At 58.6% G+C, this 21,007-nt stretch carries 15 protein-coding genes; 8 read left to right on the top strand and 7 right to left on the bottom strand.

The genetic code is table 11. The annotated features are described in order from the left end of the window. Positions 1–200: 200 nt before the first annotated feature. From AC5RE1_RS04085 to AC5RE1_RS04095, 3 genes are all read left to right on the top strand, one after another. Positions 201–1,580, top strand: coding sequence for an MFS transporter (locus AC5RE1_RS04085; protein WP_006680388.1), 1,380 nt, complete (start codon positions 201–203; stop codon positions 1,578–1,580). An 82-nt stretch (positions 1,581–1,662) separates the two neighbouring features. Then, positions 1,663–4,209, top strand: coding sequence for a substrate-binding domain-containing protein (locus AC5RE1_RS04090; protein ID WP_493938386.1), 2,547 nt, complete (start codon positions 1,663–1,665; stop codon positions 4,207–4,209). Then, positions 4,206–5,318, top strand: a complete 1,113-nt coding sequence (locus AC5RE1_RS04095) for an ABC transporter ATP-binding protein (RefSeq protein WP_493938387.1) — start codon at positions 4,206–4,208, stop codon at positions 5,316–5,318. Before AC5RE1_RS04090 ends, AC5RE1_RS04095 begins: the two co-directional genes overlap by 4 nt. 67 nt (positions 5,319–5,385) lie before the next feature. Here the strand turns inward: AC5RE1_RS04095 and AC5RE1_RS04100 are convergent, their stop codons facing one another. Continuing rightward, positions 5,386–6,435 carry an aspartate-semialdehyde dehydrogenase gene (locus AC5RE1_RS04100; RefSeq protein ID WP_103632969.1) on the bottom strand — a complete coding sequence of 350 codons (1,050 nt, stop codon included), beginning with the start codon at positions 6,433–6,435 and terminating at the stop codon, positions 5,386–5,388. 154 nt (positions 6,436–6,589) lie between these two features. Beyond that, the gene (locus AC5RE1_RS04105; protein ID WP_006680392.1) at positions 6,590–7,906 is read right to left on the bottom strand and encodes an aspartate kinase; all 1,317 of its coding nucleotides are present in this window, start codon (positions 7,904–7,906) and stop codon (positions 6,590–6,592) included. A 238-nt stretch (positions 7,907–8,144) separates the two neighbouring features. Between AC5RE1_RS04105 and ptsP the strand changes: the two genes are divergently transcribed. The 5 genes from ptsP to AC5RE1_RS04130 all read left to right on the top strand — a co-directional run bounded on the left by ptsP (position 8,145) and on the right by AC5RE1_RS04130 (position 13,635). Then, positions 8,145–9,839 (top strand): phosphoenolpyruvate--protein phosphotransferase, encoded by a 1,695-nt coding sequence (gene ptsP / locus AC5RE1_RS04110; RefSeq protein WP_493938388.1) that lies wholly within the window; start codon positions 8,145–8,147, stop codon positions 9,837–9,839. A 229-nt stretch (positions 9,840–10,068) separates the two neighbouring features. Continuing rightward, positions 10,069–11,067, top strand: coding sequence for an ABC transporter substrate-binding protein (locus AC5RE1_RS04115; protein WP_103633020.1), 999 nt, complete (start codon positions 10,069–10,071; stop codon positions 11,065–11,067). A gap of 98 nt (positions 11,068–11,165) precedes the next feature. Beyond that, on the top strand, positions 11,166–12,113 hold the full coding sequence (locus tag AC5RE1_RS04120; RefSeq protein ID WP_006680395.1) for an ABC transporter permease: 948 nt from the start codon (positions 11,166–11,168) through the stop codon (positions 12,111–12,113). Next, complete coding sequence (locus AC5RE1_RS04125; protein WP_493938389.1) at positions 12,113–12,913, top strand: ABC transporter ATP-binding protein; 801 nt, start codon at positions 12,113–12,115, stop codon at positions 12,911–12,913. Before AC5RE1_RS04120 ends, AC5RE1_RS04125 begins: the two co-directional genes overlap by 1 nt. A gap of 344 nt (positions 12,914–13,257) precedes the next feature. Then, complete coding sequence (locus AC5RE1_RS04130; protein WP_493938390.1) at positions 13,258–13,635, top strand: TM2 domain-containing protein; 378 nt, start codon at positions 13,258–13,260, stop codon at positions 13,633–13,635. 61 nt (positions 13,636–13,696) lie between these two features. Here AC5RE1_RS04130 and recR read toward each other — a convergent pair whose 3' ends face one another. From recR to AC5RE1_RS04155, 5 genes are all read right to left on the bottom strand, one after another. Beyond that, positions 13,697–14,293, bottom strand: coding sequence for a recombination mediator RecR (gene recR / locus AC5RE1_RS04135; RefSeq protein ID WP_006680398.1), 597 nt, complete (start codon positions 14,291–14,293; stop codon positions 13,697–13,699). Positions 14,294–14,295: 2 nt separating this feature from the next. Then, positions 14,296–17,151 (bottom strand): DNA polymerase III subunit gamma and tau, encoded by a 2,856-nt coding sequence (locus tag AC5RE1_RS04140; RefSeq protein WP_493938391.1) that lies wholly within the window; start codon positions 17,149–17,151, stop codon positions 14,296–14,298. Between the two features lie 546 nt (positions 17,152–17,697). Then, positions 17,698–18,441 carry a hydrogen peroxide-dependent heme synthase gene (gene hemQ, locus AC5RE1_RS04145; protein WP_103632965.1) on the bottom strand — a complete coding sequence of 248 codons (744 nt, stop codon included), beginning with the start codon at positions 18,439–18,441 and terminating at the stop codon, positions 17,698–17,700. A 109-nt stretch (positions 18,442–18,550) separates the two neighbouring features. Next, positions 18,551–19,813 (bottom strand): ferrochelatase, encoded by a 1,263-nt coding sequence (locus AC5RE1_RS04150; protein WP_181002160.1) that lies wholly within the window; start codon positions 19,811–19,813, stop codon positions 18,551–18,553. Beyond that, positions 19,758–20,957: a glutamyl-tRNA reductase gene (locus AC5RE1_RS04155; protein WP_103632963.1), complete on the bottom strand. Its 1,200-nt coding sequence runs from the start codon at positions 20,955–20,957 to the stop codon at positions 19,758–19,760. The genes AC5RE1_RS04150 and AC5RE1_RS04155 overlap by 56 nt, the downstream gene beginning before the upstream one ends. Between the last annotated feature and the right edge of the window lie 50 nt (positions 20,958–21,007).

The following is a 21,007-nucleotide window of genomic DNA, read 5'->3' on the forward strand; positions in this document are numbered from 1 at the left end:
ACTCGCGCTTGATAAGGGGCCTCGTGCCCCCACTTATGTCCGCCAGACTGCGCGCACGCACCTAGCCCGCACACTCTGGAACGTAGCCCGCCCACTTTGGTAACAGCACTGTTTCCAAACGCCACCAAAACCCGCCCGAATTGTCACCAACCAGAAGACACAATCGTTGAGTCTTAACTCTTCAACTAAAGGAGACACTGTTGTCTTCCCAGTCAAACTCTTTGGGTTTCCTTTCGGCGCCACCGGCAGCACCGCCCGTCAGCCCCGAACGCGTCGACTCGATGTACCGCTCATGGCGCTTCAAGGTGTTCATGGGAATCTTCCTCGGATACGCCGGCTTCTACCTGATCCGTAACAATGTGTCACTAGTGTCGGCAATCCTAAAGGAACACGACATCATGAACGCTGCCGGCATCGGCATCGTTGCCAATGCAGTGCTCTTCGCATACGGCCTGTCGAAGTTCTTTATGGCCATGCTGTCCGACCGCGCAAACGCACGCTACTTCATGCCGATCGGCCTGGCACTCTCGGCAATCATGAACCTGCTGATCGCATTCGTGCCCGTTCTTTCCGCATCAGTCGGCCTCTTCGCGATCATGATGTTCATCAACGGCTGGTTCCAGGGCATGGGCTGGCCTCCCTCAGGTCGCGTCCTGGTCCACTGGTTCTCCACCACCGAACGTGGCTGGATGACCTCGATCTGGAACTGTGCACACAACGTTGGTGGCGCGGGCGTCGGCCTGCTCTCCGCTTGGGCACTCGACACCTTCGCAACCTCCGATGCTGACTGGCGTCCCGCCTTCTGGGCACCGGCAATCGCAGCGCTCATCGTCGCCCTCATTGCACTGATCCTTGTCCGCGACCGCCCCGAAGCCCTCGGCCTTCCGCCGATCGAGGAATACCGCAACGACCCGGCAAAGGTGAAGGAAACCTCGGATATGCCGTGGAAGGAAATGCTGTTCAAGCACGTCCTGACCAACCGCGTCGTCGTCCTCCTGGCCGTCACCAACGTCTTCGTCTATACGCTCCGCTACGGCGTCCTCAACTGGATCCCGATCTACCTGACCGAACAGGTTCACGGCGTCAACGTCAAGGAAGGCATCCTTGGCTTCGCAATCTACGAAGGCGCCGGCATCGCCGGCACCCTGCTCTGCGGCTGGGTTTCCGACAAGATCTTCAAGGGCTGGCGTTCAGGCGCAGGCATCCTCTTCCTGGCAGGCGTTGGCATTTCTCTTCTCGCCTACTGGCTCATGCCTCACAGCGCCCCCATCTGGGTCTTCTACCTGCTCATCGCCGTCATCGGTGGCCTGATCTACGGCCCGGTCATGCTGATCGGTCTTCAAGCAATCGACCTTTCACCCACGAATGTTGCGGGCACCGCAGCTGGCTTCACCGGCCTCTTCGGATACCTGCTCGGCGCAACCCTGGCATCGTCCGGCGTTGGTCTGCTGATCCACAACTTCGGCTGGAACATCGCCTACGGCTTCCTTATTGTCGTTGCCGTCGTCGCCGTCATCCTGATGATGATCGTCGGCAAGGAGGAACGAGCCCTCATGAAGCGTCACGTAGCCAATAAGTGACCTTCTTCCCCGATGTGTATCGCCGGCGACTTCCCAATCTTGGTCGCCGGCGATACTGCATCCTCGCACTAGTCTGGTTCCTATGAAATCCCTACGCCAAAGCCGCCTCAGTTCACTGATCGCGGTGGCGGTCGTGGGGATCATCAGCATCTCGCCACTCTTTCTTCTTTTCGCAGACTCAAAGCCGGGCCTAAGAATCCTGTGCTCCAACACGTCAACGGTGTGCGAAGCTCTAGCTAGGCGCTACGAGCAACGCGAAGAAACAAGCGTCGACGTCGTACGAGTACCAACGTCAGAAGCCCTTGCTCGTCTGATATCAACCCGTGCCCACTCAGAATTCGACGTCTGGGTTGGTGGTCCAGCCGAAGCGCACGTCCAAGCCGAAAACCTCGGACTACTTCGCCTTGCCCCGGACGTTGACACCAGTGGGCTACCCGATGCTTTCCACTCTCGATCGTGGTTCGGGATTTACGGTGGCATCTTGTCCTTCTGCCAGTCACGAACGGTCACACATTCCCCAGAAGGTCTTCGAAGGTGGCAGGACCTGTCATCAACTTCCCTCCCCCTGATCGTCCCTTCTCCCCTGACCTCGGGAACAGCAGCAACATTCTTGAACGTGCAGAAAGAACGCTTCGGCAGTCCCTCGCAAGCAATCCAATTCCTGCGCCAAGTCGACGCTCACACCCTGACCTACGTGAACTCAGGAACCGACCCCGCACACCTTGTCGCAATCGGACGCTCACCCGCATCCATCACTTTCGACAACTACTGTCGCCTTGAAGCACACCATGGCGCCGACGTCATGGTCACCTACCCACTTGACGGAACCGGCTTCGAAATCGGAGCAGCATCTCTTCCCCGACGCACTCGCGAATCAGAGGACGCACAAAAGTTCCTGCAGTGGGTTGTCAGCGACGAAGGACAGGCGCTCGGTGCCGAGGTCGCAGACCAATCCCCCGTCAGTACGCGCCTCCCCGAACACATTTCACGACGTCTTGAAACACTCGGAATATCAATCTTCGGCGATGATCCCAGCGCGGCCTCCCTTCAGCGCGCCACCCTGATTAAGCGATGGACGAAAGACGTCTACCTTCCATCGTCCACCCAGGACGCACCCGCCCCCATTGGCGCGCCCCGCGCCAACCACCACGTGTCAGACACTGAATCTTTACCTCTAGCCGATGAACTGTCATGGAGTGACCTCGTCCCCACTGCCATTCGCACGCTGAAAATCAGCACGTTAGCCGGACTGGGCGCGACAATCCTCGGAATCGCAATCGCACTCCCCCTGTACCTGCGCTCCCGACGAACATTCATCTGGATTCTTCCAGCACTCTTGCCTGCACTGATCCCACCGGCAGTCATCGCTCAAGCACTGATCTGGATGGGCGCCCCACCCTACTCGCAGGCAACAATCGTCGTCGCCCTTGCCATCAACGCAAGCCCCTTCGCTGTCCTCATGCTGAGTTTCATCCTGTCGTCCTTCAACCACGGCGAAGTCCAAACAGCAGTCACTTTCGGGAGCCCCGAGCGAAACATTTTTAAAAAGCTTCTTGCTCCACGCATCCGCGCAGCCCTGATCCCCGCATTCGCGTTGACCACATTCATGGCAGCTTCCGACGTGTCAGCAACAAGCACGAACGCGTCGGCTGAACCGTACCTACCGATGTTGGCGCTCAATGCGTTGAACTCAGGACTCGATTCTTCCGTCCCCACTCACATCGCACTCATCTACGTTGGAGTCGCGTCCGCGACCACGTTCATCGTTTTGCGTAGCTTGACGCTGACTCGTTACACAGCCCGGCAGACAACGTACCCAACCCCGCTGAAGGAATACCTTCCGACGCTATCCGCAAGCGTCATCCCCTTCGCGTTGATATTCGTAATTATGAGTGCAGGAATCATCATCGTGATGCTCGTCGGAGCGTCCAATTGGTTCATCCACACCGCATCTGCGGAACTCTTGGGGCAGACCGTCAGAGAATCACTGCTGATCCTGGGCATCGTCCCGCTGAGCGCAGCAATAGGATTCTTGATTGCCAGGCACCGCTGGGCATTCCCCCACGCGATCAACGCCCTGTTCCTGACTGCCTTGTTGTCCGCCCCCATTGCCGGCGGAATTCTGATTCACTTAGTTTTCCAACACCCGATATCAATCGGCGACCACACGATCCTGCCACGCTTGTTGGGTGGCGGCTCGATTGCGGGTGGCATGCTGACGGTGGTTCTCACCAATCTTCTTCTTGCCCTGCCGGCCTCATATTTCCTGATGTCGTTCTCACTGCTCTCTGTTCGCCAAGCGATGAGGACCGCGGAAGAACTGGGAGCAAGCACTACGCGCACCACTCTCACAGTGGTGATTCCCGCCTTGGCAGGTCGACTGATCGGTGTATTTGCAGCACTCAGCGGGTTGCTCATGTGCATGAGCGCCCCCTCGGCGTTCGTTGTCCCCGTCGGTTCCGCGTTCCCAGCCGTTGCGCTTCTTCCACTTGGCATCCACGGCGATCACTGGTCAGTGTTAGCTCTTGGCACGCTCGCCGCATCATCTGCCCTCGTCATGATTAGTTTGGGCATCGCATTCATTACCTCAACGACACGTCACTCCGGATATGTCAGGAAGGGCCTATGACAACCTCTACTCACATGAACTCCGGACTGCATGTTTGTGGTCTGGACGTTCACCGTGGCTCACGCATCCTGAGCGACATTTCATTCGACGTTGCCCCGGCCGAGATCCTTGCTGTCGTTGGACCATCGGGGTGCGGCAAGACAACGCTCTTACATACCCTTGCGGGCATCGAAGCGGCCAGAAGTGGTTCCATCGTCGTTGACGGCTCGGACATCACCACTCTTCCCGCAGGAAAACGCCCAACCGGCCTACTTTTTCAGACGCCCTCGTTGTTCAATCATATGAACGTCCACGAAAACATTGCTTTCGCGCTGGATAGTACGAATGTTCCCCCTGCTCAACGCGAGTCTTTGATCGATTCGATCATGGTTCGCATGGGTATCGTCGGCCTAGCATCACGCTACCCCTACCAGCTGTCGGGCGGTCAGGCTCAACGCGTCGCTCTGGCACGGACACTTGTGCGACGACCCTCCGTCCTGCTGTTGGATGAGCCCCTCGCGCACGTGGGCGCATCCGTTGCGTCAACGATCCGAGCTTCCCTGATTCGCGAGGTTCGACGCTTGGGCAGTGCAGTTCTCTACGTGACGCACGATGTGACCGAAGCGTGTCTGGTCGCCGATCGAATCATGCTGTTGGATTCGGGGCGGTGCCTGCAGATCGACACCGCGCGGATGCTGTATGCGCAACCGAGTTCCATCGAAGTTGCGCACCTGATGGGCATCCCCAACATCGTGTCGGGCACGGTCGAAAGTGTTGATGAGGCTCCCGCTTCGTCGCTTCTTCTGGCAACGGTGACGTGTGGGACTGTGACCTATTCGATTCCTGCTCCCCACGACACGAAGCCGGGAGACGTTCAGATCAGCATTCCGCCCGAGAATATTCATTTGACTCCCAGTGCCCCGTATTCGGTGATCGGGCGTCACGGGCAAATCATTTCCGCTTCGTTCGTCAGATCCCATATGTCCTATGACGTAGAAACCGAGATCGGGACGTTGGTTGTCCGCACACCCGACACATCAATTCCCTTTGAAGTCGGTGCACTGGTTGAGTTTGATGTGACGTCGGGGTGGGTGCTTCCAAGCTCAGATGCGGACAACGAAGTCGCGTAAAGAAATGGGGCGCTGGGGGTTTCATCCCACCAGCGCCCCTTCCCTAGGATTGGCTTGATGCACCTGGTCAGGCAAGCAGTTCAGCTGCCACCAGTTCGGCGACCTGGATCGCGTTGAGGGCAGCGCCCTTACGCAGGTTGTCGCCGGCGACGACCAGAACCAGACCGCAGTTGTCATCGACAGCCTGATCCTGGCGGATACGACCGACCAGAACCTCGTCGCGCCCCGCAGCTTCAAGCGGAGTCGGAACGTTGACGATGCGTACACCATCAGCGGTTGCCAGAACGGAACGCGCCTCGTCGGGGGTGATAGCGCCGGAGAATTCGGCGTGGATCGAAAGCGTGTGGCCGGTGAAAACGGGGACGCGGACGCAGGTGCCCGACACCTTGAGGTCCGGGATGTGTAGGATTCGGCGGGACTCGTTGCGGAGTTTCTGCTCTTCATCGGTCTCTTCCGATCCATCGTCAACGATCGAACCGGCCAGAGCCACAACGTCGAATGCGATCGGGGCGACGTAGACCTGCGGATCGGGCAGAGTGACCGCGTGGCCATCCAGTGCAAGACCGGCAAGATTCTGAGTGACGCCGGCTTCACTCTGGCGCACGAGTTCTTCGACGCCCTTCACGCCGGAACCGGAGACTGCCTGGTAGGACGAGACGAACAGGCGCTTCAGGCCACCCGCCTTGTCAACCAACGGGCGCAGGACCGGCATAGCTGCCATGGTCGTGCAGTTCGGGTTCGCGATGATGCCCTTGGGACGGTTCTCGATGTCTTCGGGGTTGACCTCAGACACGACCAGTGGCACGTCCGAGTCCTTGCGCCATGCGGAAGAGTTGTCGACAACAACCGCGCCGGCAGCAACGAACTTCGGCGCGTACTCAAGCGAGGCCGAGGCACCCGCAGAGAAAACAGCAATATCGATACCGTCGTAGTTCGCGGTGGCGACGTCTTCGACCGTAATCTCTTCACCCTTGAAAGTCAGAGTCGTGCCCGCCGAGCGAGCAGAAGAGAAGAAGCGAATCGACTTCACGGGGAAGTCGCGCTCTTCGAGCAGAGTGCGCATGACTCGGCCAACCTGTCCGGTTGCTCCGACGACTGCGACGTTCAGTCCGGTCATTGTTTTCTCCTTTGGTGTGGGCGCCCATACGGTGGGGCGACCGAGGGATCCGGCGTGGTTTTCACGCGGAAGTCTGCGATTTTAAACTGACGAGGCCACCTAGCGTTTCTCTCATATTCCCCATAGGGGGGCGAAGCGACGATCGGTGCGCCTTTCAGCGCCCGGTGCCGCCGTAGACGACTGCCTCAGATTCGGTAGCGTCAAGGCCGAATGCCGTGTGGACGGCCTGGACTGCGCGGTCAAGATCGTCGAGGCGGGTGACAACGGAGATACGAATTTCGGAAGTCGAAATCATCTCGATGTTGATGCCGGCATCAGACAGGGCCTCGAACAGCTTGGCGGACACGCCCGGGTTGGTGCGCATGCCCGCGCCGACCAGCGAGAGCTTGCCGATGTTCGGGTTGTAACGCAACTGGTCGAAGCCGATTTCGTCGCGCGCAGCTTCAAGAGCGTTGAGCGTGCGCTGCGCATCGCCTTCGGGAAGCGTGAAGGTCACGTTCGCGCGGGTCGAGTCAGAGACTGGAACGTTCTGAACGATCATGTCGACGTTTGCGCCGACCTCGGCGCAAATGGAGAAGACGCGCGCTGCCATACCGGGGGTGTTCGGCAGGTTGGTGACGGTGATCTTGTCCTGGGAGCGGTCGTGGGCGATACCGGAGATGATTGGCTGTTCCATGGGGTCCTCCTGCGGATCGACAAGTGCGGCTGAGGGAACGAGTCCCTTAAGTTCTGGGTTTGCTGGACCGTCGAAGATCCAGGTGCCGTTCTTTTCTGAGAACGATGAGCGGACGTGGAGCGGCACCTTGTAGCGGCGCGCGAATTCGACGGCGCGCAGGTGCAGAATCTTTGCTCCGTGCGCAGCAAGTTCGAGGGTTTCTTCCTGGGTGACGCGACGCAGACGGTGCGCCTTGGGGACAATACGAGGATCTGCAGAGAACAGGCCGTCGACGTCGGTGTAGATTTCGCAGACATCAGCGTGCAGGGCTGCCGCGAGCGCGACTGCGGTCGTATCCGATCCGCCACGGCCCAGCGTGGTGACGTCGTCATCTTCGGAGATTCCTTGGAACCCTGCGACGATGGCAACGTGGCCGTCTTTGACGGTGCGGGCAATGCGTTCGGTTACCAGACCGACGATCTGGGCACGCCCATAGTGTGAAGTCGTTTTAATGCCGGCCTGAGCGCCGGTGAACGCCTGGGCTTGAACGCCGAGTTCGTTGACTGCCATGGACAGCAGGGACATGGAGATGCGCTCGCCGGCGGACAGCAGAATGTCCATCTCGCGTTCGGGAGCGTGCTGGGTGATTTGCGCGGCCGTGTCGAGCAGGTCGTCGGTAGTGTCGCCCATTGCGGATACGACGACAACGACTTGGTGTCCTGCCTGGTGAGTTTCGACGACTCGGCGGGCGACTCGTTTCATCGCTTCAACATCTGCGACGGATGAGCCACCGTACTTCTGCACGATGAGTGCCACGATTCCCCATTTCTTCTTTTACTACGCACCTTCGTGCGTCCTTTCATCCTAGAGATGCGCCCTATCTAGCTCGAGTGCGACCGCCATACGGGCAAAGGAAACACAATAGGCGGACAAACGAAACATCAATCAGGGCTCTTCTAGGTCACTTGTGCAGGCTCAGGGTTGACAATCGCTTGAGTCCAAGTCAGCTTTTATGCTGGTCACAGCACGTGACCCGTTGAGCAAGGAGGCTCGCATGGCTGACCCGATCACAATCTATGGAACTCCTGTTGTTCAAGGTGTTGCCTACGCCCCGGCACTCTGGGTGCGCAGGCCTGAACTTCCGCCTGAGTCGGCTCCTGCTTTGCCGGAGGATGTCCGCGAAGCCGAAGTAAGTCGCTTCCTTGATTGTGCAAATGCCGTGGCTGACTCGCTCATGAATCGTGCTTCGAAAACCACCGGACAAGCGGCTGACGTTCTGATCGTGACCTCGTCGCTGGCCACTGACCGCGCGTGGACGAAGGACGTGTCGAAGCGCATCCGCGACGGCATCCCCGCGATTCAGGCGGTGATGAAGGCGACCGAGCGGTTCGTCGTCATGTTCGAGACTGCCGGCGGTGTGATGGCGGAGCGCACGACCGACTTGCGCGACGTTCGTGACCGCGTGATCGCGCACCTTCAGGGCGTGCCTGAACCGGGTATTCCGGACTGCGATTGCCCGTTTGTCCTGTTGGCGGATGATCTGTCGCCCGCTGACACCGCAAGCTTGGACACGAATGTGTGCGTCGCGATCGTGACTCAGTTAGGTGGTCCGACCTCGCACACGTCGATCATTTCGCGTCAGCTGGCGATTCCGTGCATCGTGGCAGCACGCCAGGTGGACCAGATCGCTTCGGAGGTGCCCGTCTTGGTCGACGGTGGGACGGGTGCGATCACAACCGGAATCGACGAGGCCGTGGCACTCGAAAAGGTCCGGGCTGATGCAGCGCGACTGGAACTGATTCGTTCATGGACGGGTCCCGCGCAGACCTCGGATGGGGTGCATGTCCAACTGTTGGCGAACGTTCAGGACGGGCCCAGCGCTACTTCGGCTCACGAGTCCGGCTTCGCTGAGGGCGTCGGTTTGATGCGCACCGAGCTGGCATTCCTTGACCACCCGACTGAGCCCAGCGTCGAAGAGCAAGCGCGCTCCTATTCTCAGGCACTGCTGGCATGGAGCGGCTCGAAGGTTGTGGTTCGCACTCTGGATGCAGGATCTGACAAGCCCGTTGCCTACGCGACGCTACGTGATGAGCCGAACCCTGCGCTGGGTGTTCGCGGTATCCGGATTAACGGCATTCACCCGAATGTTCTGGCTAATCAGCTGGACGCGATTGCCGTCGCAGCCATGACTGCCCCCGACACCGACGTGTGGGTGATGGCACCGATGATCGCTACTGCCGCTGAAGCACGCTGGTTTGCCGGGTTGATTAATGAACGCAACGACGTTTTTGGCGTGTCTTTGAAGGCTGGCGTGATGGTCGAGGTTCCCGCGACCGCGATCCTGATCGACCAGATCATGGAGTACGTGGACTTTGTTTCTATCGGTACGAATGACTTGACCCAGTACACGATGGCCGCTGACCGTCTGTCAGCAAACCTGGCGGAGTACTCCGATCCGTGGCAGCCCGCACCGCTTGCGCTGATCCGTAAGGTCGTCAAAGCTGGCCTGCGGTTGGGCAAGCCCGTTGGCGTGTGTGGTGAAGCAGCCGCCGATCCGCTTCTTGCGTGCGTGCTTGTGGGCATGGGTGTGACATCGCTGTCGATGGCATCAAGTGCGATTTCCGGTGTGGGCGCCCAGCTTGGTCAGGTTTCTCTTGAGCGGTGTCGCGCAGCCGCCGATGCGCTTGTCGGCGCCTTCGATGGTGGCGATGGGCGCTATCGCGCGCGCCAAGCTCTTGGAATTGAGTGAGTTCTTTCATTGAGCACCGTTTTTGCCTGATTTTTAGCCGTTTTTGTTTCGACTAAGAATCAGCATGCTGAAAACAGAGCAGCCGGTTTCATATTCTGAGATATTTTCGACCGCTCTATGTTCACCCACTGAACACCCACTCCCTGAAACCACTTCACTCGTTAGCGTCATGGAAGAAGGTCAGCCCGGCTGGCCCTCCAACCGTAAACGTCAACACGTGGAGTTCACCATGAAACGCACCGCGCAGATCAGTGCCGTCACTGGCGCAGCGCTCGCCCTTGTCCTTGCTGGATGCTCCGGCTCAGCATCGACCAAATCCGAATCGGGAGCAGCCGGCGCGTCTGAGGAATACTCAATCGGCATCAGCCAGATCACCACTCACACCTCGCTCGATGCGGCACGTGAAGGCTTTAAGCAGGCGTTTACCGACGCTGGCTTGAACGTGAAGTTCGACGAACAGAACGCCCAGGGTGATCAGGCAACCGCAACTTCGATCGCAGCGAAGTTCGCAGAAGCAGATCACGACCTGATCCTGGCTATCGCAACTCCTTCAGCTCAGGCGATTGCGCAATCCATCGTTGACACTCCCGTCCTGTTCACATCCGTCACCGACCCGGTTTCTGCTCAGCTCGTAGACTCGCTCGACGCCCCTGGCTCGAACCTAACGGGCACCACCGACATGAACCCGGTCGAAGAGCAGATCAAGCTGGTCAAGCAGTTCACACCCGGGGCGAAGAGCATCGGCATCATCTACTCGTCCGGTGAAGTGAACTCCGAAGTCCAGGTGAAGCTTGCCAAGACGATAGCCGAATCCGAAGGCCTTTCCGTGAAGGAAACGACCATCACGAACTCCGCCGAAGTTCAGCAGGCAGCCCAGGATCTGGCAGGCACGGTCGACGCTATCTACGTCCCGACCGATAACACCGTCGTCTCTGCATTCGCTTCTGTCGTCCAGGCAGCTGAAGATGCAAAAATTCCGTTGATCGCAGGCGAAGCTGATTCCGTTGCTAAGGGTGCGCTTGCCACATACGGCATCGACTACAACGCACTCGGCTACCAGACCGGCCAGATGGCAATCAAGATCCTCACCGAAGGCGCCGAGCCTGCCACCATGCCTGTCGAATCCCAGACCGAATACAAACTGACCGTCAATAAGACGACACTTGAAGCAATCGGTTTGACTCTTCCGGATGCTCTCAAGGATACCGCCGTCCTGGTCGGAGAATAACTCAACGCGCTGACGCGCAACCCACGCGCAGGTGCTCAGTGAACAACCAATGTTCCTGAGCACCTGCGCGTGAAAACAAACCCTGAAAAGGAAAACCAGTGCTTACAGCTCTCGACCTTGGCCTGATCTACGGCCTCATGGCACTCGGCGTGTACCTGACATTCCGAGTACTCGATATCGCTGACCTCACCGTCGACTCATCCTTTACAACGGGCGCAGCGGTTGCAGCAATCATGATCACCGCCGGCCAGAACCCGTGGCTTGCCTCGATCGCCGGCTTCTTTGCCGGTTGTATTGCGGGCTCAATTACCGGTTTCCTTCACGTCAAAGCAGGCATCCACCCCCTGCTTGCCGGAATTTTGACGCAGATCGGCCTGTACTCGATCAATCTGCGTATTCTCGGCAAAGCAAATGTTCCGCTTCTTCGTGGTGTAGAAACTGTCCTCACTCCCCTGCGCGAGGCGGGCCTGAACGGCTCGTGGGCATCCGTCGTTATCTTCGCCGTCTTGATCGGCGTCGTCACCACCGCCTTCAACTGGTTCTTGTCCACCCAGATCGGTCTTGGCATGCGCTCAACCGGTGACAACGAAGGTATGGCTCGCGCCCAGGGTGTTCCCACAGGAACGATGAAGATTATCGGCCTTGCCCTTTCAAATGGCCTCGTTGCCGCCTCTGGCGCTCTTGTCGCTCAGTACCAGGGCTACGCCGACATTTCGATGGGCATCGGTTTGATTGTTGCCGGCCTGGCATCGGTCATTATCGGTACCGCACTGATCGGGTCGCGTGGCATGTGGATGACCTCGCTGTTCGTCGTGATCGGCTCGATCGTCTACCGTGTCATCATCCAGCTTGCCCTCGGCATCGAGTTCCTTGAAGCGAATGACATGAAGCTGATCAGCGCAATCATCGTGTTCCTCGCCCTGATGATTCCTCGCGTCGGTTTCTTCTCGAAGATCCGCGAGCGCCGTCGCGCCCACACACTGGTTCCCGAACCTGACATTACGCACACGCCTGAAGAGCGCGACAACGAAAAGGTGGTGCTCTGATGCTTGATATCGAAGCCGTCACTAAGACATTCTTCCGCGGTACCGTCAACGAGCGCGTGGCGCTTCGCGATATTTCACTCCACCTTGACGAGGGTGACTTCGTCACGATCATCGGCTCAAACGGCGCCGGCAAGTCGACACTGCTGAATGTTATTTCTGGCCGTTACCAGGCTGACGTGGGACGCGTGACAATCGATGATACGGACATCACGAAGCTTCCGGATTATGCGGTTGCGCGCTACGTTTCGCGTGTCTTCCAGGATCCGATGGCTGGCACCGCGCCCCACCTTTCGATCGAAGAGAATCTTGCGCTCGCATGGTCACGAGGCAACCGCCGAACCCTGGGGCCTGCTCTGACAGCGAAGAAGCGCGCCATATTCCGAGACATTCTGGCACCTCTCGAACAGGGCCTCGAGAATCGTCTGACTGCCAAGGTTGGTCTGCTGTCCGGTGGCCAACGTCAGGCTCTGTCGCTGACGATGGCGACCTTCTCTAACCCGCGCGTCCTGCTTCTTGATGAACACACCGCCGCTCTTGACCCGAAGCGTGCTGCTCTGATTACCGAGCTGACCCGAGATGCTGTCGCGTCGAAGAATCTGACGACGCTGATGGTCACGCACAACATGGAGCAGGCACTCTCCATGGGCAACCGCCTGATCATGATGCACGAAGGTCGCATCATGTTCGAGTTGGCGGGTGAAGAAAAGAAGAATGCAACTGTCGAATCCCTTCTTGCGGAGTTCGATAAGCTGCGAGGCAAAGATGGAGAGGGACTCTCTGACCGCACTCTCTTGGCCTAGCACCCGGTGACGCACTGAAGCGTTACCAACAGTGTTGGGGGAGCACGTCAATGATGTACTCCCCCAACACTGCTTTTCACGGTTAAACCACTAGGCGACAACGGCAGACGGCAAGCGAAGACTCTTCATCCACGCCAAGGATGCGAGCGAGCGTGCCATCAGAGCGAACACATGACGATTCAGATGCTGGACTCATGCCCAGATTGTTTCGCTAGCTCACTATCTGTCCCGCTCGCCTGCTGTGGGTTCCCTGTGATCATTCACTGCACACATGGTCTAGGTCGTGACATTTCCTTGTGTCCGTAGTAAGTATTCAGTACCTTAGTGGCGTAAACGTTCTCACAATGAAACGAGTTCATACGATGACAACGCCGACTCCGCAGTTCAACGGCCAATCAGACCCGCAGTACACCAACCAAGAGCAAGCTTACGCCCAGCAGGGACAGCCTTACGGCCAGCCTACATTCGCACCCTCCGGCCCGGCGGGCTACCAGCAGAAGTCGAAGATTATCGCCGGTATCCTGGGCATCTTCCTTGGAGGTTTTGGCATCCACAACTTTTACCTTGGTCGCACCACCCGCGCTATCATTCAGCTGGTTCTGACGATCTTCACCTTCGGTGTTGCTTCGCTGTGGGGCTTCATTGAAGGCATCCTCATTCTGGTGTCCGCTCCGGGTAGCGAGTGGCACCGCGACGGCAACGGCATTGAGCTCACCGACTAAGTTTCTTCGTCTGTGTCGGACTTGCAGTCCGAACACACCGCACCGCTCTGGGATGGCACTGTCAACCCAGGGCGGTTCGTCCTTCAAGGGCCCGACCCAGAGTCTTCGAGTCGGCGTATTCAAGGTCGCCACCCATTGGCAAGCCCATGGCAAGACGCGATGTTGAAACGCCGATGCTCTTCAACATTCTGACGATGAACGCAGCGGTTGCGTCGCCTTCGACATTCGGGTTGGTCGCGATAATGACCTCGGTAATCTGATCGTCTTCAAGACGCGACAACAGTTGACGGATGCGGAGTTGCTCGGGGCCGATGCCACGGATCGGGTCGATGACCCCGCCGAGCACGTGGTAGCGTCCGCGGAATACCCGTGACGCTTCGATCGCTTGGATGTCTTTCGGTTCTTCGACGACGCAGATCATTGTGGGGTCACGCCGGACGTCTCTGCAGATAGAACAGGTTTCTTCTTCTGTCAGGTTCGCGCACACCGAGCAGTGGTGAACCTTTTTCCGCACCGCCTGAATAGCATCGACGAGTCGAGCAACGTCATCTGGTTCCGCATCCAATATGTGCATGGCCATGCGTTGTGCAGACTTCGGTCCGATTCCGGGAAGCTGACCGAACTCATCAATCAAATCTTGAAGAGCACCTTCGTACATGGTCAACGTTCACTTCCGTTCGGGATTGTTTCAATGATCTTGCCACCGAGGACGTCGAGGACAACGGGGACTCCAACCATGGTTGTGGTTTCAATATCTTCGTCATCCATTGAGGGCAGGTCTTCACCCATGTCGAGCGGAGCGGAATCCTGACCGTCATCGATAGGCCCATCATTATGGGCATCGCTACCAGCGCTGTTGTCACCGTTAGCCCAGGCATCACCTGCAGATTGAGCCGTATCATCTGAGTCTTCAAAGCTCACCGAGTTCGTCTGAGCAACGGGAGCATCCGCCCAACCACCGGGCGTTGTCTGCTGATTATCGCTCGTATTTTGCGGGTCAAAATCGTCGTAGGTGAAGACGCTCATGGCACGGCGTACCGGCCCCCCGGTAGGCACCGGTTCTGCCTGAGCTAAAGAGTCAGAATCTGCCTGCTCGTCGCCGTGGCTATCGGAGGGGCGATCATCGGATACTCCCGACGAATCCGAGTGAACCTTAAAACCCGGGCTGGAATCCGCAAGCGGCCAAGCGGGATCCGCATCCACGCACGTTGAAGCAGAGTCAGCCCCAGCTGACCAAGCGTCATCACGGCGAGGTTGCGGGCCGTTGTGCACCTGTTGTGATTCGCTCAGACCGTCCTGCGGTTCAGGTTCACGCGCTTGGGCTGGCTCTTCAACGTCTTCGTGCGGAGTGCGAATAACTACTTCACCCCACGGGTCATCCGACGCTACCGGATCAGAGCCGACGTGTGGGGCTGAATCGGGGGCAACACGTGGCGCTGGATCGCCCAGGGCCTGTGAACCGACGTCAGGAGCCTGGACAACGCGGTGCTCAAAAGGGGGCGGCTCCGAAACCCATCCAGCATCGGGCCGTCCATCTCGGTTCGCGTTGTTGTTGAGTGGGATGTTCGGTGTCTGACCTGAATAGGAGTGATCGGCGTGAGCCGGATCGGAATATGCATGGTGTGATGCAGGTGCCGAAGGTGCCGTTACTGCCGGCCCTCCCGATGCTTGTCCCACCTGTGCGCTGAGTTCATAGCGCAGACCAGTGACCTCGTAGATCGCGTCGGAGACGATCTGATGCCTGCCACCGCGTTCAAAGTTCGCCATGATTCCTTCGGAGGGGAACACCAGCACAAGGTTCGCCCCCTCGATCGCACCCAACTGCGCGTTCGTGTTGATCAGCGACCATGCGACGCGGCTCATCGAGGCCAGACGGTCAAGCACTTCATTCCATCGAGCTCGAACGATGTCCGCCTGCTTCCCGCCGTTCTGACGTGGTGTCTGGCGAGCTGGTGCTTCAGTTGACGAGGCCGCGTCCACCGAGTGGGGCTCTGCCTTTGGCGCAGGCGCGGGCTCTTCAGGCTCAACAGCGGGAGCACTGTTCTGGGACTGGGCGACCGACGAGTCATCCCACGAGGATGAAGGGGTCACAACCACATCGGGCCACGAGGACCCCTGCTGAGGCATTGGGGTAGGAGCATCGGGAACCGATTCCCCATCACGATGTGGAGACGAAGGAGCTTGGGCACGTGGTGTCAGATCCGCCGGCTGGTTCTGCTGGTTCGAATCAGGGCGCGAAGCGCGTTGGGCTGTCTGCGCCAACGCAGCGCGAGCCGCCTGGGGGCCAGAAGCTGAAGGGGCGACACCAATCGGCTTATTTCCAGCATAATCAGCACCGTGATGTTCCCTTGGAGCACCCCCACCGGGCATGCCAACCGTGCCGGGAAGTGGCATATCTGCAACGGCCTGGCCAGAAGGTGTCGGCACAAGAATGCGCCCAATAAGAAGCTCAAGCTGGAGGCGCGGTGATGTTGCACCGGTCATGGAGCGAAGTGCCTCATCGGTCAGATCAGCTGCGCGAGACAGCGGACGCGGACCCCAATTCACTGCCTGATGGCGCATACGATCGAGGCGCTCAGCAGGGATGGATGTCAGGACATCGCCTGCGCCGTCACCTGCGACCGCGATAATCAGCAGGTCACGCAGTGTTTGAAGGAAGTCTTCAACGAAGCGACGCGGATCATGACCAGAATCCACCATGCGTTCAATAACGCGGTAAGCCGCCGCACCGTCGCCACCAGCGAGGCCATCAACGATCTCGTCAAGAAGAGCAGAGTCCGTGTATCCCAGCAGCGAAACAGCGGTTTCATACGTGACAGCCGAGTCGATGGAGCCTGCCATCAACTGATCAAGAACGGAAAGAGTGTCACGCACTGAACCGCCACCGGCGCGCATGACCAGTGGCAGAACACCGGAGCCAATGTTGACGTGTTCTTCGTCCGCCAACTGCTGCAGGTAGGGTTCCAACACATCTGGCGGAACCAGACGGAACGGGTAGTGATGGGTACGAGAACGAATCGTTCCGATCACGCGCTCTGGTTCTGTCGTTGCGAAGACAAACTTCACGTGCTCTGGGGGTTCTTCCACCAGCTTCAGCAGCGCGTTAAAGCCCTGATTTGTGACCATGTGGGCTTCGTCAATGATGAAGATCTTGTAGCGATCACGCACGGGCGCGAAGGTGGCGCGCTCACGCAGGTCACGCGCATCATCAACGCCACCGTGGCTGGCCGCGTCGATTTCGACAACGTCGAGCGACCCCGAACCACCGGTGGCCAGTTCCACGCACGACGGGCAGGTTCCACACGGAGTATCAGTCGGTCCTTGCTCGCAGTTCAGACAGCGGGCCAGAATACGCGCTGACGTGGTCTTTCCACACCCGCGCGGACCCGAGAACAGGTATGCGTGAGTCACTTTGTTTGCACGCAGAGCAGCACGAAGTGGCCCCGTCACATGGTCTTGACCGATGACGGAAGCGAATGTGTCTGGACGATAACGACGATACAGAGCTGTGGTCACAGTCCAACCCTACGTGTACCCATGTAGAAATGCGTTTGCATGGCAGAAAAATGGGAAGAACCACTCCCCCATATTCACCGTCATTATCGCCTCAATAGCAAGGAAAAGTCGGTGTTCAGATCCCGTTTATTCAACGAACGTGAGAATAATCAGATTTCGGTGCTCCCCCTTCGCTTTTCCGACTCGCCACTAGCCCATAAACGCAACCGCACGACGGAGACATCGAACGCTGGAAAGACGAAATTGACTCTGGATTCCCTCACAGCTCCCTCGAACCGAGGGTTCCACGGGCATGGGAATACACAACCCAAGCAATGACCCCTCGGACGATTCACGTTCCCGACGCACTATGGAAGCTTGCCGAGATTCGAGCCAAACAGCTCTGCTCCACGCCTTCAGAGTGTGTTCGCCAGTCCCTAGCTCGCCAACTCGTCGAATCCTGGCCGCGCGTGTCACAACAATCGGGCTCGCACCACGGTAGTGGCACGAGCCCGAAAGATTATGTAGTCAGTTTATGTAGTCAGGGGCTTCACCCCATCGCGAGTATCACGCCTGTGGCTGAACGTCAGCCCATTCGCCAAGCGAGACGCGGTGACCGGTGTAGAACGGACGATCCTCGCGCACGTGCAGGCGAGCCCGGGTGTAGCGCTGAGCGTGAAGCACGCCCTCCAGGCGATCGAGCGTGTCAGCCTCGAATGCGAGAATCCACTCGTAGTCGGACATACCGAATGCGGACAGGGTCGAACCCTTGACATCCGGGTACTGGCTGAAGCCATTCTTGCCGTGCTCGGCCATGATGGCGCTACGCTCTTCGGGCTCCATCAGGTACCAGTCGTAAGAGCGGACGAACGGGTAGACGGTGATCCAGTCGCGCGGTGCGACGCCTGCGAAGCATGCGGGCACGTGGCGGGTGTTGAATTCTGCGGGGGTGTGCTGGCCCATGACGGACCAGACGGGGATCAGGTAGGCGCCCAGGGGCGACGCGAGCAGACCGCGGTAGGCCTTCTGCAGTGCGAGCGGATCGTCGGCGAGCCACCACACCAGCAGGTCAGCGTCGGCGCGCAGACCAGCAAGGTCGTAGGTGCCACGCAGTTCCACGCCCTCGGGGGTGATGGCTGCCAGGGTTTCCTCAACCAGGACCTTGCGTTCTACTTCATCAGTCGGTAGCGGTGCACCGGTCGCGAAGACCGAGGTCAGGCCGTAGTGGAAGCCGTTGTTGATGGCGTCGATATCGACGTCGGTGGCGTCGCGCGGATCCTTGTGCGAGTAGGTCTTTCCGGTCTGGCTCATTGGTTCTCCTTTGATGTGAGCTTTGTGTGAAGCTATTTGGTTGTTTGTTTCAGTTGGCACGAATGTTCAGCGGGCAGTTTTCTCCGATTGACGAGGCCGCCCATCGTTCTTATTCGCGTGACTTTTCTGGGCGGGTTCGGCCGGGGTGGTGTGCGTCGCGTGGGTGAGTGTGCGTGGGTAGTTCGCCGTTCTTCGCGGCGGTTGGCCCTGCAACGACTGTCTTTCCCGTGTCGAGACCTTCGATCATGCGACAGCAGTGGCTTGCGCATTCGTCCGGCCACGCGCCCAGCGGAAGGGTCGAGGGTTGTTCTGGGTTTTCTCCGCGAGCGCGGGCTGCGCGTTCAAGGATGAGGTCGGCAAGGGATGCGATGAATGCGGGGTGTGTGTCGACGGTGCGCGCGCGGTCGTAGTCGAGTTCCAGGTCGGTAGCGGTTTGCTTGGCTTCGGTGTCGAGGTCAAAGACGACTTCCATGTGGTCGGAAATAAAGCCGATGGGTGCGCATGAGACGGCTTTGACGCCTTCGGCTTTGAGTTCTTCGAGCCGATCATTGATGTCGGGTTCCAGCCAAGATGCGTTCGGGTTGCCCGAACGCGAGCAGAAAGCCAAGTCGGTTTTCAGCGTTCCTACTTTGAGTCCAAGCTTTTCTTCGACTGCGGGGACGATCAGTTCCATGAGCGCGAGATGCTGACCCGCGTAGTCTGAGCCGGTCTTGTCGGAATTACCGGATCCGCCCTGCATCGGGGTGGGGATGGAGTGGGTGACGAAGACGAGGTGCAAATCGTCAATCACAGTTCCTCGATCGAGTAGCGTCTTCACTGATTCGCTGACAACGTCGATCTGGGCGGTAAGAAAGCCGGGGGAATCGTGGTACGAGCGAACCTTATCGACGATCACGTCCTTGCCACCATCGGGGAGCAGGGCGAGTGCGTCAGCGACATCTTCGCGGTACTGCCGGCATCCGGAGTAGGAGGCGTAGGCAGAGGTCTGCATCATCAGGATTCTGCGGGCACCACCCTGGACAAGTTCCGCGATCGTTTCCGACATGAAGGGGTGCCAGTTTCGGTTTCCGAGACCAATAGTGATGTCCGCGCCTCGTGAGTGCAGTTCCTCGCGCAGAGCTTCTAGCAAGGCCTCGTTGCAGGCGTTGATGGGACTGACTCCCCCGAAACGTCCGTAGTGACCAGAGACTTCCAGCAGGCGCTCGTCCGGGATCCCCTTGCCTTTCGTGGCGTTACGCATGAAAGGGAGTACGTCGTCGGGGCCGTTCGGGCCACCGTAGGAAACCACGAGAAGCGCATCGTAGGGTGCGGTCAGATCAGACATTTTCTGCTCCAATTCCAAGGACTCGTTCAAGCGCTTCGAGGTATTCATGCGCATTTCCGTCTGCTACTGCTGCCCTGGCAGTACGGCAGGGCGCGTTCACCAAACGCGCCGCCAAGTGGTGGAGGGCTCGAGCAGTGCGCGCGGCCTCGTCCTCATCACGGTGAGAAAGAGTGGCACATTCTTCTTCGACGATCGCGTCAACTGCGTTTCTGAGGTTCACAATCGCACGGTCAACATCCGCCCCATGGGCGACGTTGACGAAGGTTGTGACAGCGTCGGCGATGATGGCTTCGGCGATGTCGATGTCTTCACGTTGGACCGCGGGCAGGCGATCAGAGACGTTGTCCAAGCCGATGCGAACCACCTGGTCTGCTTCGAAATCGTCGATTTCAATATCGGGAACCAACGCAAGATCCACAATGATCAGTGGGCTGTCGGCGCCTCGGGTGGATACGGCCGCGCGGATCTGATCTGCGGTCAAGACCGGCTGACCACTGCCTCTGCACGAAACAATGAGGTCCGCGTGGGCAAGCTCGTCATCAATGGTGTCGGGGACAATTGGACGGGCACCGTGACCTTCACAAAACGCTTCGGCGCGCCCCGACGCTGAGTGGACTCCGATCTCGCGGACGCCATAGTCGCGCAGGGCACTGACAGTTGCACCCGCGTAGGACCCGGTTCCAAAGAGGATGGCGCGTTGGTCGCCGAGGTCGCCTCGTATTTCCTTCGCTAGGTCAAGGGCGACGTGAACAATGGAGCGTCCATGGCCAGCAAGACTTGTTTTCGCAGCTACTTTGCGTGACACCGCGGACGAGGATTGGAAGAGGCGCGAAAGAGCGGGAGTGATCGTCCCCCGTTGCGTGGCCACTTCAGCTGCGCGACGGACTTGACCGACAATTTCACGTTCGCCGATAACCATGGAGTCCAAGCCCGAGGCAACGCGAAACAGGTAGGCGACAGCGTCCCGACCAGAGCGCGATGTCACCGCATCGAGTCGTTCACTCAGCGCCACCGGGAATTCAGCGGAGTCGACAACAATATCGACGCGGTTACAGGTCGATATCGTGACCGCACCGTCGATCACTCCGACTTTGAGGAATTCATCGACAATCGACGGGGTGGTGCGACTAGCCTCGGCCACGGCATCAAGGCCCTGGTCGGAATGGCTGACGGATAAAATATGAATTCCCATTTCGTCGCAATCAAACCATAATTAAACCTATGATTCACAATTTATGTGAA

It is taken from the genome of Actinotignum sp. usb-actsch-rep-73 (genome assembly GCF_059082735.1).